This window comes from Variovorax sp. P4_B10 (genome assembly GCF_056402375.1).
On the sequence record NZ_JBFUHN010000006.1, the window covers coordinates 14,244 to 27,615 of the forward strand.

The 13,372-nt window shown below is 67.4% G+C and carries 15 protein-coding genes; 6 read left to right on the forward strand and 9 right to left on the reverse strand.

The features are described from left to right. Positions 1-2: 2 nt before the first annotated feature. The 8 genes from AC1DXX_RS04730 to AC1DXX_RS04765 all read right to left on the reverse strand — a co-directional run bounded on the left by AC1DXX_RS04730 (position 3) and on the right by AC1DXX_RS04765 (position 8,296). Positions 3-1,253, reverse strand: coding sequence for an SMI1/KNR4 family protein (locus AC1DXX_RS04730; protein WP_478133012.1), 1,251 nt, complete (start codon positions 1,251-1,253; stop codon positions 3-5). A gap of 69 nt (positions 1,254-1,322) precedes the next feature. Beyond that, complete coding sequence (locus AC1DXX_RS04735; protein ID WP_478133013.1) at positions 1,323-2,738, reverse strand: reverse transcriptase family protein; 1,416 nt, start codon at positions 2,736-2,738, stop codon at positions 1,323-1,325. 190 nt (positions 2,739-2,928) lie between these two features. Continuing rightward, positions 2,929-3,765 (reverse strand): tryptophan 2,3-dioxygenase, encoded by an 837-nt coding sequence (gene kynA / locus AC1DXX_RS04740; RefSeq protein WP_478133014.1) that lies wholly within the window; start codon positions 3,763-3,765, stop codon positions 2,929-2,931. After that, entirely contained in the window at positions 3,762-5,048 is a 1,287-nt protein-coding gene (gene kynU, locus AC1DXX_RS04745) for a kynureninase (RefSeq protein ID WP_478133015.1), read from the reverse strand. Before kynU ends, kynA begins: the two co-directional genes overlap by 4 nt. A 4-nt stretch (positions 5,049-5,052) precedes the next feature. After that, positions 5,053-5,715, reverse strand: coding sequence for an arylformamidase (gene kynB, locus AC1DXX_RS04750; protein WP_478133016.1), 663 nt, complete (start codon positions 5,713-5,715; stop codon positions 5,053-5,055). A 75-nt stretch (positions 5,716-5,790) separates the two neighbouring features. Next, positions 5,791-6,102: a YkgJ family cysteine cluster protein gene (locus AC1DXX_RS04755; protein WP_478133017.1), complete on the reverse strand. Its 312-nt coding sequence runs from the start codon at positions 6,100-6,102 to the stop codon at positions 5,791-5,793. Between the two features lie 23 nt (positions 6,103-6,125). Beyond that, complete coding sequence (argF, locus tag AC1DXX_RS04760; RefSeq protein WP_478133018.1) at positions 6,126-7,091, reverse strand: ornithine carbamoyltransferase; 966 nt, start codon at positions 7,089-7,091, stop codon at positions 6,126-6,128. Continuing rightward, a complete protein-coding gene (locus AC1DXX_RS04765) occupies positions 7,088-8,296 on the reverse strand; it encodes an acetylornithine/succinylornithine family transaminase (protein WP_478133019.1) in 1,209 nt (402 codons plus the stop codon). The genes argF and AC1DXX_RS04765 overlap by 4 nt, the downstream gene beginning before the upstream one ends. 159 nt (positions 8,297-8,455) lie before the next feature. On the opposite strand from AC1DXX_RS04765, the gene AC1DXX_RS04770 reads away from it, so the two are divergent. After that, positions 8,456-8,779, forward strand: a complete 324-nt coding sequence (locus tag AC1DXX_RS04770; RefSeq protein WP_478133020.1) for a DUF3579 domain-containing protein — start codon at positions 8,456-8,458, stop codon at positions 8,777-8,779. A 137-nt stretch (positions 8,780-8,916) separates the two neighbouring features. On the opposite strand, the gene rpsT is transcribed toward AC1DXX_RS04770, so the two are convergent. After that, entirely contained in the window at positions 8,917-9,231 is a 315-nt protein-coding gene (rpsT, locus tag AC1DXX_RS04775; protein WP_056571937.1) for a 30S ribosomal protein S20, read from the reverse strand. 117 nt (positions 9,232-9,348) lie between these two features. Here rpsT and murJ point away from each other — a divergent pair, with 117 nt between their 5' ends. The 5 genes from murJ (at position 9,349) to AC1DXX_RS04800 (ending at position 13,362) form a co-directional block, all read left to right on the forward strand. Next, positions 9,349-10,902 carry a murein biosynthesis integral membrane protein MurJ gene (gene murJ / locus AC1DXX_RS04780; protein WP_478133021.1) on the forward strand — a complete coding sequence of 518 codons (1,554 nt, stop codon included), beginning with the start codon at positions 9,349-9,351 and terminating at the stop codon, positions 10,900-10,902. 62 nt (positions 10,903-10,964) lie between these two features. Beyond that, the gene (locus tag AC1DXX_RS04785) at positions 10,965-11,816 is read left to right on the forward strand and encodes a SirB1 family protein (protein ID WP_478133022.1); all 852 of its coding nucleotides are present in this window, start codon (positions 10,965-10,967) and stop codon (positions 11,814-11,816) included. Further along, complete coding sequence (locus AC1DXX_RS04790) at positions 11,816-12,241, forward strand: bleomycin resistance protein (protein ID WP_478133023.1); 426 nt, start codon at positions 11,816-11,818, stop codon at positions 12,239-12,241. Before AC1DXX_RS04785 ends, AC1DXX_RS04790 begins: the two co-directional genes overlap by 1 nt. Before the next feature lie 247 nt (positions 12,242-12,488). Continuing rightward, complete coding sequence (locus AC1DXX_RS04795) at positions 12,489-12,917, forward strand: YciI family protein (protein WP_478133024.1); 429 nt, start codon at positions 12,489-12,491, stop codon at positions 12,915-12,917. A gap of 28 nt (positions 12,918-12,945) precedes the next feature. Next, entirely contained in the window at positions 12,946-13,362 is a 417-nt protein-coding gene (locus tag AC1DXX_RS04800) for a YciI family protein (RefSeq protein ID WP_478133025.1), read from the forward strand. The last annotated feature ends 10 nt before the right edge of the window (positions 13,363-13,372 follow it).

Genomic DNA, 13,372 nt, shown 5'->3' on the forward strand with positions numbered 1-13,372 from the left:
CCTCAGAGCCGGAAGGCCTGCAGGTGCTCGATGCGCTCGGCCAGCCCTTCCTGCCCCAGATAGTGACCGTGCTTGCCGTCGCGCATCTTCGCGAGCGTGGTCTCGAGTTCGAGCAGCATGGCATCGCGATCCGCGACGAAGGCGGGCGGTACGTCGATGCCGGCCTGCGTGCATGCATCGGCGATCAGGTGCGCGCTCGCAGGGGCGCCGCAGGCCGCGCACTTGACGATGGCCGCCACGTTGGGCTCGGCGCCGTTGGCCAGCAGTGCGCTGGTGAGTTCGGGCGAGATCTGTCCGTCGATGTTGCGCAGGACATCAGTCGCCACCGGCGCGCCTGCGCGCACCAGCGCCGCAGCCGCCGCGAAAGCATCGTGGCCCACCGCGACGTCGGTTGCAAGGGCGCTGCCTTGCTGCGGCCCGTCGAAGCTCACGCCAGCAGCGGCGAGTTCGACGACGAGCGCCGCGTCGTCGGTCGCGATCGCATGGCGCAGCGCCGCGCGCGCGAGCGCCGGCTGGTGGCGCAGCGTGCCGTCGGCCAGCGGCGTGCGCCAGTCGACCACGGCGCGGCCATAGAAAGCGACCAGCTTGTCCATCAGGTCGAGGTCCAGCCCGTGGTCCTGGTGCCGGTTGTCGAGGTATTCGAGCAGCGTCTGCCCCGAGAAATAGTCGCTCGTCGGTGCCAGCGGGTCTTCTTCGAGGTGCAGCGCGGCAAAGGCGCCATACAGGTCGGGCGCGATGGTGCTCAGGCCGTCTTCGTGCAGGGCGTGGGTCCATGCAGGCGGCAGGCCCTGCTTCCATGCGACGATCTGGCCGTGCGCCGGACCGGGCTCGACCACGGCGTAGATGCGGTCGCGGTACTCGAAGCCGCCGAAGGGCAGGTGCGAAAGCTTGCCGCTCCAGGGCGCGCCGCCCTCGGCGGCGGCCTCCTCGGCCTGTTCCTGCTCGTGCTCGATCCAGCCTTTCAGGTCGCGGTAGCCGTCGCTGCCGTCCCAGAACAGTTCGGACCAGCTGATGCCTTCGATGTTGCCGTTCATCTCGAGCGTCAGGTCGTAGTCGAGGCGGCCGCCCGCCGTCTGCTGCCACAGCGCGACCAGCGCCTCGGGCAGGGGGCCCTCGCACAGCGCCTGCACGGCGGCGATCTGCTGCACGGGCATCGGCGGCTGCGCGTCGAAGATCACGCGGTTGGCGAACAGCACGACGCCATGTTCGCGCAGGGTGGAGAGGTCGTCGGCAGTGAACCGGATGTCATTCATGGCAGGGTCTCCGTTGTTCTCAAAAATGTAGCGCTTTGTGCAGGCAGGGCAATCCGTGCCACCCCAGCTTCATGAGGGCGTTTGCGCGGGGCCCGGCCACTCGATCCGATCGAAGAGGCGCAGGAGCCTCGCCTTGCGCGCCGGATTGAACTGACCCATCCAGGCGATGCGGCCCAGCAGGTGCCCGCGGAAGTCGGCAACCTTCTCGCGGTTTTGGCCTGCAGGGCCCAGTGTCGCGCAGCGATGCAGCACGGCCTTCAGCCGGTCGAAGTCCTCGCGCGGCGCGTTCGCCTTCTCATTGACCACCACGCCGGTCACGCGCTGCTGACGGTGCTGCGGCATGCAGCGCACCTTGCGCGGGTGCAGTTCGAAGCCCTCGTCGGCCGCGATGCCATCGACCCAGGCGCGCAGCGCGGTGAACCGGGTGCGCAGCGAGGCCGGTCCGGAGAACACCAGGTCGTCGGCGTAGCGCGTACAGGTGGCGCCGAAGACCCACGCCAGCCCCTCGAGCCGCAGGTCGAGCCGGAACGCGCAAAGGTTGGCCAGCGCGGGGGAGCAGGGCGAGCCCTGCGGCAGATGCGGCGCGGCCAGGCGCTTGGCGCCCATCCAGTCGAGCCCGCCGTCGTCGCGCAGGCGCTCGATCACGGCCGGGCTGGTGCGATGCGTGCACAACGCGGTGAGCGCGCGCGCCACGCCTTCGGGATAGCCCAGCGTGCGCCACAGCGCATGCACGCGGGATGCGCGAACGCTGGGAAAGAAGTCGCGCAGGTCGAAGCCGATCACCACCGCCTTGCCGGCATGCGCGGCCGCATGGCTCGCGACCGAGCGGTCTTGCACGAAGCCATGGGCAGCCTCGTGCACGGGCACGTGCTGCAGCAGGCCGTCGAGGATGCGGCGCTGCACGCGCTTCAGGTCGGCCTTGGGAATCTCGAGCAGGCGCAGGCCGCCGAGGCGCTTGGGCTGCAGCTGATAGCGGTAGTGCGATGCGGGGCGTGCGCCCGATGCATCGGGTTCGCGAAAGCCCTGCGATGCGGCGGTAAGCCAGGCCAGGCGGTCCGGCTCGAGTTCCAGCCATTGCGCGAGGTCGGCCTGCGTGGGCAGGTCCGGCAACGCGCAGTCGTCGAGGCCCATCGGGCGCGGCAGCATGTCGGCCGGCCGCAGGATGAGCCGTCGCACACGGGGCGGCTCGTCCTGCTCGAAGGCGAGGTCCAGCGCGGGCATGTCGTGAATCGCCTTCGCCAGCGCGGGCAGGTCGGTGCGCTGCCATGTGGCGAGCGACCGCTTGCCGAGCGCTTCCGAAAGAAGCGTCAGCCACGGCGGATTGGCACCCAGCGCCGCTTCGGCCCGTGCACGCAGGGCGCGCGGCGCAGTGCCGCGGGGCTGCCTCGCATCGGCCAGCAGGGCGCGCGCGAGGCTGCGTGCAATCCATTCCCTGTAGCTCGGTTCGCGCATCCTGAAGGTGATGAAGTGGAACGCAGGTGGCAACCGGCCCTTCAACCAGCCGGTGATGCGCCAGCAGTGCTGCGCGACAGCGCAGTCCCGCTCACGCGCCGGAACGGGTAGCCATCCATCCGCCGCGGGGTTACCCCGCAGCACAAGGCGGAACGACGAATCGCCTGCCTTGTCGAGTCTTGAAGAGCCGGTGCCGCGGCGATTGTTGCACGCGGCGTGCCGGTCAGAGGTCGGTGCGCAGCTTCCAGATCTCGGGGAACAGCACCACGTCGAGCATCTTGCGCAGGTAGCTCACGCCGCCCGTGCCGCCGGTGCCGCGCTTGAAGCCGATCACGCGCTCGACCGTGGTCACATGGCGGAAGCGCCAGAGACGGAAGGCGTCTTCGAGGTCGGTGAGCTTCTCGCCGAGCTGGTACAGGTCCCAGTGATCGTGCGGGTTGCGGTAGACGGTGAGCCACGCCGCCTCGACGCCGTCGCTGGATTCGTAGGGCTGCGTCCAGTCGCGCTCCAGCCGGTCGGCGGGCACCGGCAGGCCGTGGCGCGCCAGCAGGCGCAGCGATTCGTCGTACAGCGAGGGCGCGCGGTACGCCGCCTCGACCTGCGCGAGCAGGTCGGCCCGGTGCGCATGGGGCTTGAGCATCGCGGCGTTCTTGTTGCCGAGCGCGAACTCGATGCAGCGGTACTGCGCGCTCTGGAAGCCGCTGGAGTTGGCGAGGTAGGGGCGCATCGCCGTGTACTCGGGCGGCGTCATGGTCGAGAGCACGGTCCATGCGCTCACCAGCTGCTCCATGATGCGGCTCACGCGCGCCAGCATCTTGAAGGCGTCGGCCAGCTTCTCGCCGGCGATGCAGGTGGTGGCGGCACGCAGTTCGTGCAGCATGAGCTTCATCCAGAGTTCGCTGGTCTGGTGCTGCACGATGAACAGCATCTCGTCGTGCGCGGGCGACAGCGGATGCTGGGCATTGAGGATCTCGTCGAGATGCAGGTAGTCGCCGTAGCTCATCGACGCGCTGAAATCCAGCTGCGCCTTTTCTTCGTGGACGATTTTTTCGGTGGTCATGTGACTGCGTTCTTGCGGTTGAACTCGGCGCGTCGCCACTCGCCCGTTTCGAGCACCTGCACGAGGTGTTCGACGGAATTCCACACGTCCTCGAAACCGAGGTACAGCGGCGTGAAGCCGAAGCGCAGGATGTCGGGCATCTGCGAGTCGCCGGCACGGTAGTCGCCGATCACGCCGCGCGCGATCAGCGCCTGCACGATGGCGTAGGCGCCTTCGTCCCGACTCAGGCACACCTGCGAGCCGCGCTGCGCGTGCTCGCGCGGTGTGACCAGCGACAGGCCCTGGCCTGCGCAGCGCTCTTCAACGAGCTTGACGAAGAGGTCGGTGAGCGCGAGCGATTTGGTGCGCAGCGCGGCCATGGCGCCCTGTTCGCGGTTGAAGGACTCGGCTGCGAGCACGGTGTCGAGGCCGCATTCCAGCCCCGCCAGCGCGATGATCGGTTGCGTGCCGCAGAGATAGCGGCCCACGCCCGGCGCGGGCCGGTAGTGCGGCGTGAACTCGAAGGGCGCCGCGTGGCCCCACCAGCCCGACAGCGGCTGCTCGAACTGGCCCGCATGCCTGGTGTTCACCCATGCGAAGGCGGGCGCGCCCGGGCCGCCGTTCAGGTACTTGTAGCCGCAGCCGATCGCGTAGTCGGCATTGCTGTCGTTGAGCGCGACCGGAACGGCGCCCGCGCTGTGCGCGAGGTCCCACACCGCAAGTGCGCCGGCGGCATGCGCGGCGGCGGTGATGGCCTTCATGTCGTGCATGGCACCGGTGCGGTAGTTGACGTGGGTGAGCATCAGCACGGCCACTTCGTCGGTCAGCACCGAATCCGGACCTTGCAGCTCGCTCGCATCGATCAGCTTGAGCGTGAAGCCGCGCTCGCGGCACAGCGATTCGGCGATGTAGAGGTCGGTCGGGAAGTTGCTGCGCTCGCTGACCACCAGCTTGCGCCCGCTGTCCTTTTGCTGCGAGAGCGCCGCGAACAGCACCTTGTAGAGGTTGACCGAGGTGCTGTCGGTGCACACCACTTCGCCGGGCGCCGCGCCGATCAGCCGGGCCACCTTGTCGCCCAGGCGCTGCGGCAGGTCGAACCAGCTCGCGGTGTTCCACGAGCGGATCAGGCCTTCGCCCCATTCCTTCGCCACCACTTCGGCGATGCGCGCGGGGGCCGTCTTGGGCAGCACGCCGAGCGAGTTGCCGTCGAGGTAGATCACGCCCTCGGGCAGGGTGAATTGGTCGCGCAAGGGGCGCAGCGGGTCCAGCACGTCGAGCGCGCGGCAATCGGCAAGGGTCGTCATGGTTTCAGGTCTTCAGCGGGGGAAGTTCGCGCAGCACGGCGCGAACGGGGGAGGCATCGGCGCTGACCAGCTTGAGCGGCAGGGCGATGAGTTCGTAGTCGCCCTCGGGCACGTCGTCGAGCACGAGGTTCTCGAGCACGCGCAGGTCGAGGCGGCGGATGCGTTGGTGGCTTTCCAGCGTCTTGCTGTCGGCCGGGTCGATGCTGGCGGTGTCGATGCCGATCAACTTCACGCCCATGGCCGCGAGCCGCTCGACGGTGGCGGGCGCGTAGGCCGCGAGCTGCGGGTCCCAGTGGCCGACGGGCATGGTGGTGTAGGTGCGCACCAGCACGCGCGGCGGCAGCTGGCTGTCGACGGCGTGGGCGATGTGCTCCCACTCGATCAGCGGCCCCTTGGCGATGGCGTGGATCACCCGGCAGGGGCCGAGGAAGGGCGTGAGGTCCACGAGGCCGATGGTCTGGCCTTCGGGGTCGTAGTGCAGGGGCGCATCGGCATGCGCGCCGACGTGCGGCGAGAGCTTGATCTCGCTGACGTTGACCGGGCACTCCGGCGAAATGGTCGCGGCCCAGCGCTGCTGGTAGGGCGTGTCGCCGGGGAACACCGGCGCGCCTTCATGCACCGGGGGCGAGATGTCCCAGATGCGGAGTTGAGATTGCAGAGAATGCATGGCGCGAAGTTAGCGCCGGGCGAGGGGTCGTGGTGTCGGTTATTTCCAACACGCAGCGTGACGAGATGATGCGGTTCAGGAAGAAGACAGCGCGGGCAGCCCGTGCCGGGCGCGTGCCCGCTCGCAGGCGTCGCTGCCCGATTGCAGGTCGTGGCAGGGGTTCGGCCGCCATTCGTAGATGCCGCAGGCCACCGACTGGCCGATCTTGCCGGTGAGCGCTGCGCAGCGCATGGGCGTGTGGTCGGTGCCGCGCATGCGGCAGAGGGCGTCGTTCACGTCCACCGCGAGGCCGGACGGCACCCTGCCGCCGTTGTCGTCGAGCTCGTGCACGCTGAAGTCGACGCGGTAGCTGGCGCAGCAGGCGCCGCATTGCTGGCAATGGGACACGTGGCCGCGCCTTCTTCAGCTGCTCAGAGCTTGCCGAGCAGCAGGAACTCCATCAGGGCCTTCTGGGCATGGAGCCGGTTCTCGGCTTCATCCCACACCACCGACTGCGGGCCGTCGATGACTTCGGCCTGCACTTCCTCGCCGCGGTGCGCGGGCAGGCAGTGCATGAAGAGGGCGTCGGGCTGGGCGATGCGCATCATGTCTTCGTCGACGCACCAGTCGGCAAAGGCCTTGCGGCGGGCCTCGTTCTCGGCTTCGTAGCCCATGCTGGTCCAGACGTCGGTGGTGACGAGGTCGGCGCCGCGGCAGGCTTCCATCGGGTCCTGGAAGACCTGGTAGCTGTCGGCCGAGCGCAGGCCCGCCACCGACTGGTCCACCTCGTAGCCGCTGGGCGTGCTCACATGCACCTTGAAGCCGAGGATCTCGCTGGCCTGCAGCCAGGTGTTGGCCATGTTGTTGCCGTCGCCCACCCAGGCCACGGTCTTGCCCTTGAGGCAGGAAAGTGCGTCGCCTCCGGCGTCGCGTGAGCCGCGGTGCTCGATGTAGGTGAAGATGTCCGCGAGGATCTGGCAGGGGTGGAATTCGTTGGTCAGGCCGTTGATCACGGGCACGCGCGAGTGCGCGGCGAAGGCGTCGATCTTGGTCTGCTCGTAGGTGCGGATCATCACGATGTCGACCATGCGGCTGATGACCTTCGCGCTGTCCTCGATGGGCTCGGCGCGGCCGAGCTGGCTGTCGCCGGTGGTCAGGTGCACCACGCTGCCGCCGAGCTGGTACATGCCCGCCTCGAAGCTCACGCGGGTGCGCGTGCTGGCCTTCTCGAAGATCATGGCCAGCGTGCGGTCGACCAGCGGTTGGTGCTTCTCGTAGGTCTTGAACTTCTTCTTGATGATCGCCATGCGATCGAAGAGATAGGCGTACTCGTCGGCCGAAAAATCGGCGAACTGCAGGTAGTGGCGGATGGCGTTCGGCGTGGCGGCGGTCGTCATTTCGCAGCAGGCTCCGAGAGGAAGGTCTTCACGATGGGCGCGAGGATGGCGACGATTTCGTCGGCCTCGGCAATGCTCAGGATGAGCGGCGGCACGAGGCGGATCACGCGGTCGGCCGTCACGCTCAGCAGCAGGCCGGCATCGCAGGCGCGGTTCAGGATCACGCCGCAGGGCCGGTCGAGCTCGATGCCGAGCATCAGGCCCTGGCCACGGATTTCCTTCACGCCGGGCAGGCCGCCGAACTCGCGCTCCAGCGCGGCCTTGAGGTGCGCGCCCACGGTGGCGGCGTTCTCGAGCAGCTTGTGCTCTTCCATGATGCGGATGGTCTCGATGCCGGCGCGCATCGCGAGCGGGTTGCCGCCGAAGGTGGTGCCATGGTTGCCGGGACCGAAGATGTGGGCGGCCTTGGGGCCGGCCACCACGGCGCCGATCGGCACGCCCGAGCCGAGGCCCTTGGCCAGCGGCATCACGTCCGGCTTGATGCCTGCCCACTGGTGGGCGAACCACTTGCCGGTGCGGCCCATGCCGCACTGCACTTCGTCGATCATCATGAGCCAGTCGCGCTCGTCGCAGAGGGCGCGCACCTGTTTCAGGTATTCCCAGCGCATCGGGTTGATGCCGCCTTCGCCCTGGATGGTCTCGAAGAACACGGCGACCACGTTGGGGTTGCCCTCGGTGGCCTCTTTGAGCGCTGCGATGTCGTTCAGCGGCACGCGGATGAATCCCTCGACCAGCGGGCCGAAGCCGGCCTGCACCTTGGGGTTGCCGGTGGCCGACAGGGTGGCGATGCTGCGGCCGTGGAAAGCGGCTTCATAGACCACGATCTCGGGGCGCTCGATGCCCTTGTCGTGGCCATACTTGCGGGCGAGCTTGAGGGCGGCTTCGTTGGCTTCCAGGCCGGTGCAGCAGAAAAATGCGTTGGTGAGGCCCGAAAGCTCGGTCAGCTTGGTGGCGAGCTGTTCCTGGCCGGTCACGTGGTAGTAGTTGGAGCTGTGGATCAGCTTGGTCAGCTGGTCCTGCAGCGCGGGCACCAGTTCGGGGTGGTTGTGGCCCAGCGTGTTGACGGCGATGCCGCCCAGGCCGTCGATGTAGGCCTTGCCCGTGGTGTCCCAGACTCGGCAACCTTGACCGTGCGACAGTGCGATCGGCAGGCGACCGTAGGTGTTCATGACGTGGGGCGAGGTGGGCTGGGCGGTAGCGCTCATTCGGTTCTCCAGATAGGGAACGCGGATTCTAGGCGTGCCTCTTGACGGCTTCGTTGAGGATTCCGCATTACAGCAATGCCCCCGTTCAGGATGCAAAAAGTGCCCCGGATAGAATCGGTTGTTGCACCGCAGCACCCGCTCCGGGCGCCTCATTCAACGATGATTTCCCCCACTGCCAAAGAAATCTTCATCCAGGGCATCACCCGCGATGGCCGGACCTTCCGCCCCAGCGACTGGGCCGAGCGGCTGGCCGGCGTGATGTGCTCTTTCCGGCCCGGCGGCGCCTATCCGGGCAGCCACCTGAGCTATTCGCCCTGGTGTGTGCCGACGACCCTCAACGGGGTCAAGTGCGTGGTGGTGAATCGCGCGCTGCGCGATGCCGAACCCATGGCCTGGGACTTCTGCGTCAATTTCGCGCGGGACAACGACCTTCAGGTGGTCGAGGCCTGCCTGGTGCCCGACGCACCGCCGCCCAAGGCCTGAAAAGCCTGGAACGGGCCTTCTTCAGAAGCGACCGGACATGAAAAAACCGCCCGAAGGCGGTTTTTTACACTTTGCTGCAGCGCACCCCGATCAAACGGCGGACCGGAGAATTCCGATCCGGGCTTGCCTGACAGGTGTCAGGCGGCGGCCTTTTCAGGCGCGAGGGCCAGGGCCTTGACCTTGGCCGACAGGCGGCTCTTGTCGCGAGCGGCCTTGTTCTTGTGGAAGATGCCCTTGTCGGCGACCGTGTCGACGATGCTCTGGGCCTTCGCGAACAGTTCGCTTGCCTTGGTCTTGTCGCCAGCCAGAACAGCCTTTTCGACGTTCTTGACCGCGGTACGGTATTTGGAGCGCAGCGAGGTGTTCGCAGCGTTGAGCTTGACGTCCTGGCGGACGCGCTTGCGGCCCGACGCGAGGCGCGGGTTCTTCTTCTTGGGCTTGGCGGATGCCATGATTTAGTTCCTTAGGTGTCTGAGGATGATGCAGCAAAGCCCTCCATTATAGGCCGGGTTGGCTTTTCCTCCGAATCGGTCCATTTCGGGCGCTTTCCGGGCCCTACACTCGCCCCCGTGTCCCTGCTCAAATCCGCCTCCACCGTCTCCCTGCTGACCCTCGCCTCGCGGATCACGGGCCTCGTTCGCGACGTGCTCTTCGCCTCGGTTTTCGGCGTCAGCGCCCTGACCGACGCTTTCAACGTCGCTTTTCGCATTCCGAATCTGTTCCGGCGGGTTTTCGGCGAAGGCGCCTTCAGCCAGGCCTTCGTGCCGGTGCTGGCCGCACGCAGGACGGAAGACGGCGAGGAGGGCGCCAAGGCGCTGATCGATCATGTCGCCACGCTGCTGACCTGGACCCTGCTGGTGGTGTGCGTGGCCGGCGTGGTCGGCGCGCCGCTCCTGGTCTGGGCCATGGCCAGCGGCCTGAAGGGCTTCGACGCGGCGATCGTCATGACGCGCTGGATGTTTCCGTACATCGGCTTCATGTCGCTGGTGGCGCTGGCGGGCGGCATTCTCAACACCTGGCGCAAGTTCGCGGTGCCCGCGGCGTCGCCGGTGCTGCTGAACATTGCGCTGATCCTTTCCATCGTGGTCGGCGCGCCGCTGTTCCGGCGCTATGGCATCGAGCCGATTTACGCGCAATGCGTGGGTGTTCTGGTCGGTGGGGTGCTGCAGCTGGGCYTGCAGATCCCCGCACTGCGCGCACTCGGCCTGATGCCGCGTGTCGGTGCGAGCCTCGGGGCGCTGCGTGGCGCCTGGACCGATCCGGCCACCCGCACGGTGCTGAAGCTGATGCTGCCCGCCTTGCTGGGCGTGAGCGTGGCGCAGATCTCGCTGCTCATCAACACGCAGATCGCGTCCCACCTTGCCACGGGCAGCGTGACCTGGGTGGTCAACGCCGACCGCCTGATGGAATTTCCCACCGCGATGCTGGGCGTCGCGCTCGGCGTGGTGCTGATGCCGCAGCTGGCCGGCGCGCGCGCCGCCAAGGACGACGCCCGCTATTCGGCCCTGCTCGACTGGGGCCTGCGGCTCGTGGTGCTGCTGTCGGCACCGTGCGCCATCGCACTCCTGCTGTTTGCGCAACCGCTGGTCGCGGTGCTGTTCCACAACGGCGCCTACAGCGGCGACGACGTGCGGCGCACCACCCTGGCGCTGATGGGCTATGGCGTGGGGCTGGTCGGCATCGTGGCCGTCAAGGTGCTCGCGCCGGGCTATTACGCCAAGCACGACACGCGCACGCCGATGCTGATTGCGGTGAGCGTGCTTGTCTTCACCCAGGTGCTCAATTTCTTCCTGGTGCCGGTGCTGCAGCATGCCGCGCTGACCTTGACCATCGCCATCGGCGCACTGGTCAATGCGATCTGGCTGCTGGTGGGGTTGATCCGGCGCGGCAGCTACACCCCCGAGCCGGGCTGGGGCAAGTTCACCTTGCAGGTGCTGGCCGGCACGCTGGTGCTTGCCGCCCTGCTGGTGTGGGGCTCGCACCATTTCGACTGGATCGGCCTGCGCGAGCAGCGCTTTCGCCGCATCGGGCTGCTCGCTGCGCTCGTCGGGGGGGCCGCGGTGCTCTATTTCGCCGTCCTGGCGGCTGTCGGTGTGCGACTGCGCAGTTTCATGCGCCGTTGAGCCGCTGGCAATACGCATGTGTCCTGCCTTGACGGTCCCTGGATGCTCCTCTACAAAGACACATGACGTTCACATTTCAGGTCCCCACCGCACTGGAATATTTCGAGTCGCTCGTCCGCAGCGATGACCATTTTCCGCTGCTCGAGGCGGCCGCCAGCCTGGCGCAGGACGAGTACCCCGAGCTCGACGTGCAGCAGGTGCTGGGCGATGTCGACCAGTTGCTGGCCCGCCTGAAGCGCCGCCTCCCGGCCGACGCCGCACCGCTCGCCAGGCTGCGTGCCCTGAACCAGTTCTTCTTCAACGACCTGAACTTCGGCGGCAACGTCAACGACTACTACGACCCCGACAACAGCTACCTGAACGCCGTGCTGCGCACCCGCCGCGGCATTCCGATCTCGCTGGCGGTGCTCTGGATGGAGCTGGCGCAGGGCCTCGGCCTGCAGGCGCGCGGCATTGGATTCCCGGGGCATTTCATGCTCAAGGTGACGCTGCCGAAGGGACAGGTGGTGATCGATCCGTTCACCGGCAAGTCGCTGTCGCGCGAGGAACTCGGCGAGCGGCTCGAGCCCTACAAGCGCAGCAACGGGCTGGTCGGCGATTTCGACGTGCCGCTGGGCCTCTACCTGCAGCCGGCCAGTCCGCGCGAAATCATCGGGCGCATGCTGCGCAATCTCAAGGAAGTGCACCGCGCCCAGGAAGACTGGCAGCGCGGCATCGCGGTACAAGACCGGCTCATCGCGCTGCTGCCCAACGCCTGGGGCGAATACCGCGACCGCGGCATCGCGCATGCGGAGCAGGGCAACACCGCGCTCGCCGTGCGCGACCTGGAGGTCTACCTGGCCAACGCCGAGGACGCACTCGACATCGACGTGGTCGCCGAACGCGTGGCCGCCCTGCGCCGAGCGGCCAACTGATGAACACCAAGGCCGGTGTGAGCGCGGCGCCCGACCTGGGCACCCTGCATGAATTCCATGGCGTGCAGCCGGTCCTGCCGGTGTCGGATGTCTCGCGCGCCGCGCGCTGGTTTCGCGACGTGCTGGGCTTCGAGCTCGACTTCATCGCCGGCGAGCCGCCCAGCTATGCGCGGGTGAAGAAGGGCGACCGCACTTATGGCGACCCGGTCTACCTGCGCCTGTGGCAATGCAGCACGCGCGAGGCGCCGGCCTGGCGCGGCGAAATCGTGATCCACGTGGGCAAGGACGTCGACGGCCTGCACGCCGCCTATGTGAAGCGCGGGGTGACGGTCATCGAGCCGCCCGCCTCCCAGCCCTGGGGCCTGCGCGAATTCGCGATCCGCGAACCCGACGGACACGTGCTGCGCTTCTGCGGGTATCTGTGACTCACCCCCAGGCTTCGCGCACTTCGTGTCGCTTCGCCAACCCCCTTGCAGGGGGCAGCACCAGCGGCCCGGCAAAGCCGGTTCCGCGGTGCTTCTGGGCTTGGCCGCGCCAGACTCAGGATTGATACAAGAATTTACAAATAGATCGATGCGAACGTGTCGATCCGGCTTCCGCTCGTCCGACGTGTGAACAGGAGCACGCAGTTTTCAGCGTCTCCCGACTTCATCAACCTTCAGGAGAAACGACATGCGATTCATGATTCTGGTCAAGGCCAACAAGGATTCCGAAGCGGGCGTGATGCCCAGCACCGAGGTGCTCACCGCCATGGGCAAGTTCAACGAGGAACTGGTCAAGGCCGGCGTGCTGCTGGCGGGCGAAGGGCTGCACCCGTCTTCCAAGGGCGCACGCGTGCGCTGCGAAGGCCTGAAGCGCACCGTCATCGACGGTCCCTTCGCCGAAACCAAGGAACTGCTCGCCGGCTTCTGGCTGCTGCAGGTCAAGTCGAAGGAAGAGGCGATCGAATGGATCAAGCGCAGCCCCTTCCAGGAAGGCGAGATCGAGATCCGCCAGGTGTTCGAGGCCACCGACTTCGGCGATGCGATGACGCCCGAGCTGCTGGCGCAGGAAGACCGCCTGCGCGCCGAGGCTGGAAAGCTCGGCAAGGCCGGCAGCTGAACCCCGTCGTACCCGAGGAGAAACCACCATGCGATTCATGATGCTGATGATCCCCCACGGCTACGAGACGGCCGCGCCCGGCACGATGCCCGAAGACGGCGAACGGATGGGCTCGATGATGGCCTACAACGAATCCCTGCAGAAAGCCGGTGTCCTGATCAGTTGCGACGGCCTGCATCCGCCCTCGATGGGCGCGCGCGTGAGCTTTCCGGGCCGCAAGCCCAAGGTGGTCGACGGTCCCTTCGCCGAGGCCAAGGAAGTGCTCGGCGGCTACTGGATGATCGAGGTCGCCTCGCGCGCCGAGGCCATCGAGTGGGCCACGCGCTGCCCGGGCAGCGAGAACGAAGTCATCGAGGTCCGGCAGGTGCAGGAACTCGAGGACTTCTCGCCCGACCTGCAGGCCGTGGCCGAGAGCTTTCCTTCGATGCAGACCGTCAAGAAATAGGTCGCCCGAG

Bases quoted from the DNA above. Each gene is read 5' to 3' on its own strand.
- AC1DXX_RS04730 (WP_478133012.1), bottom strand. From the start codon at position 1,253: ATGAATGACATCCGGTTCACTGCCGACGACCTCTCCACCCTGCGCGAA.
- kynA (WP_478133014.1), bottom strand. From the start codon at position 3,765: ATGACCACCGAAAAAATCGTCCACGAAGAAAAGGCGCAGCTGGATTTC.
- kynU (WP_478133015.1), bottom strand. From the start codon at position 5,048: ATGACGACCCTTGCCGATTGCCGCGCGCTCGACGTGCTGGACCCGCTG.
- kynB (WP_478133016.1), bottom strand. From the start codon at position 5,715: ATGCATTCTCTGCAATCTCAACTCCGCATCTGGGACATCTCGCCCCCG.
- argF (WP_478133018.1), bottom strand. From the start codon at position 7,091: ATGACGACCGCCGCCACGCCGAACGCCATCCGCCACTACCTGCAGTTC.
- AC1DXX_RS04765 (WP_478133019.1), bottom strand. From the start codon at position 8,296: ATGAGCGCTACCGCCCAGCCCACCTCGCCCCACGTCATGAACACCTAC.
- AC1DXX_RS04770 (WP_478133020.1), top strand. From the start codon at position 8,456: ATGATTTCCCCCACTGCCAAAGAAATCTTCATCCAGGGCATCACCCGC.
- rpsT (WP_056571937.1), bottom strand. From the start codon at position 9,231: ATGGCATCCGCCAAGCCCAAGAAGAAGAACCCGCGCCTCGCGTCGGGC.
- AC1DXX_RS04785 (WP_478133022.1), top strand. From the start codon at position 10,965: ATGACGTTCACATTTCAGGTCCCCACCGCACTGGAATATTTCGAGTCG.
- AC1DXX_RS04790 (WP_478133023.1), top strand. From the start codon at position 11,816: ATGAACACCAAGGCCGGTGTGAGCGCGGCGCCCGACCTGGGCACCCTG.
- AC1DXX_RS04795 (WP_478133024.1), top strand. From the start codon at position 12,489: ATGCGATTCATGATTCTGGTCAAGGCCAACAAGGATTCCGAAGCGGGC.
- AC1DXX_RS04800 (WP_478133025.1), top strand. From the start codon at position 12,946: ATGCGATTCATGATGCTGATGATCCCCCACGGCTACGAGACGGCCGCG.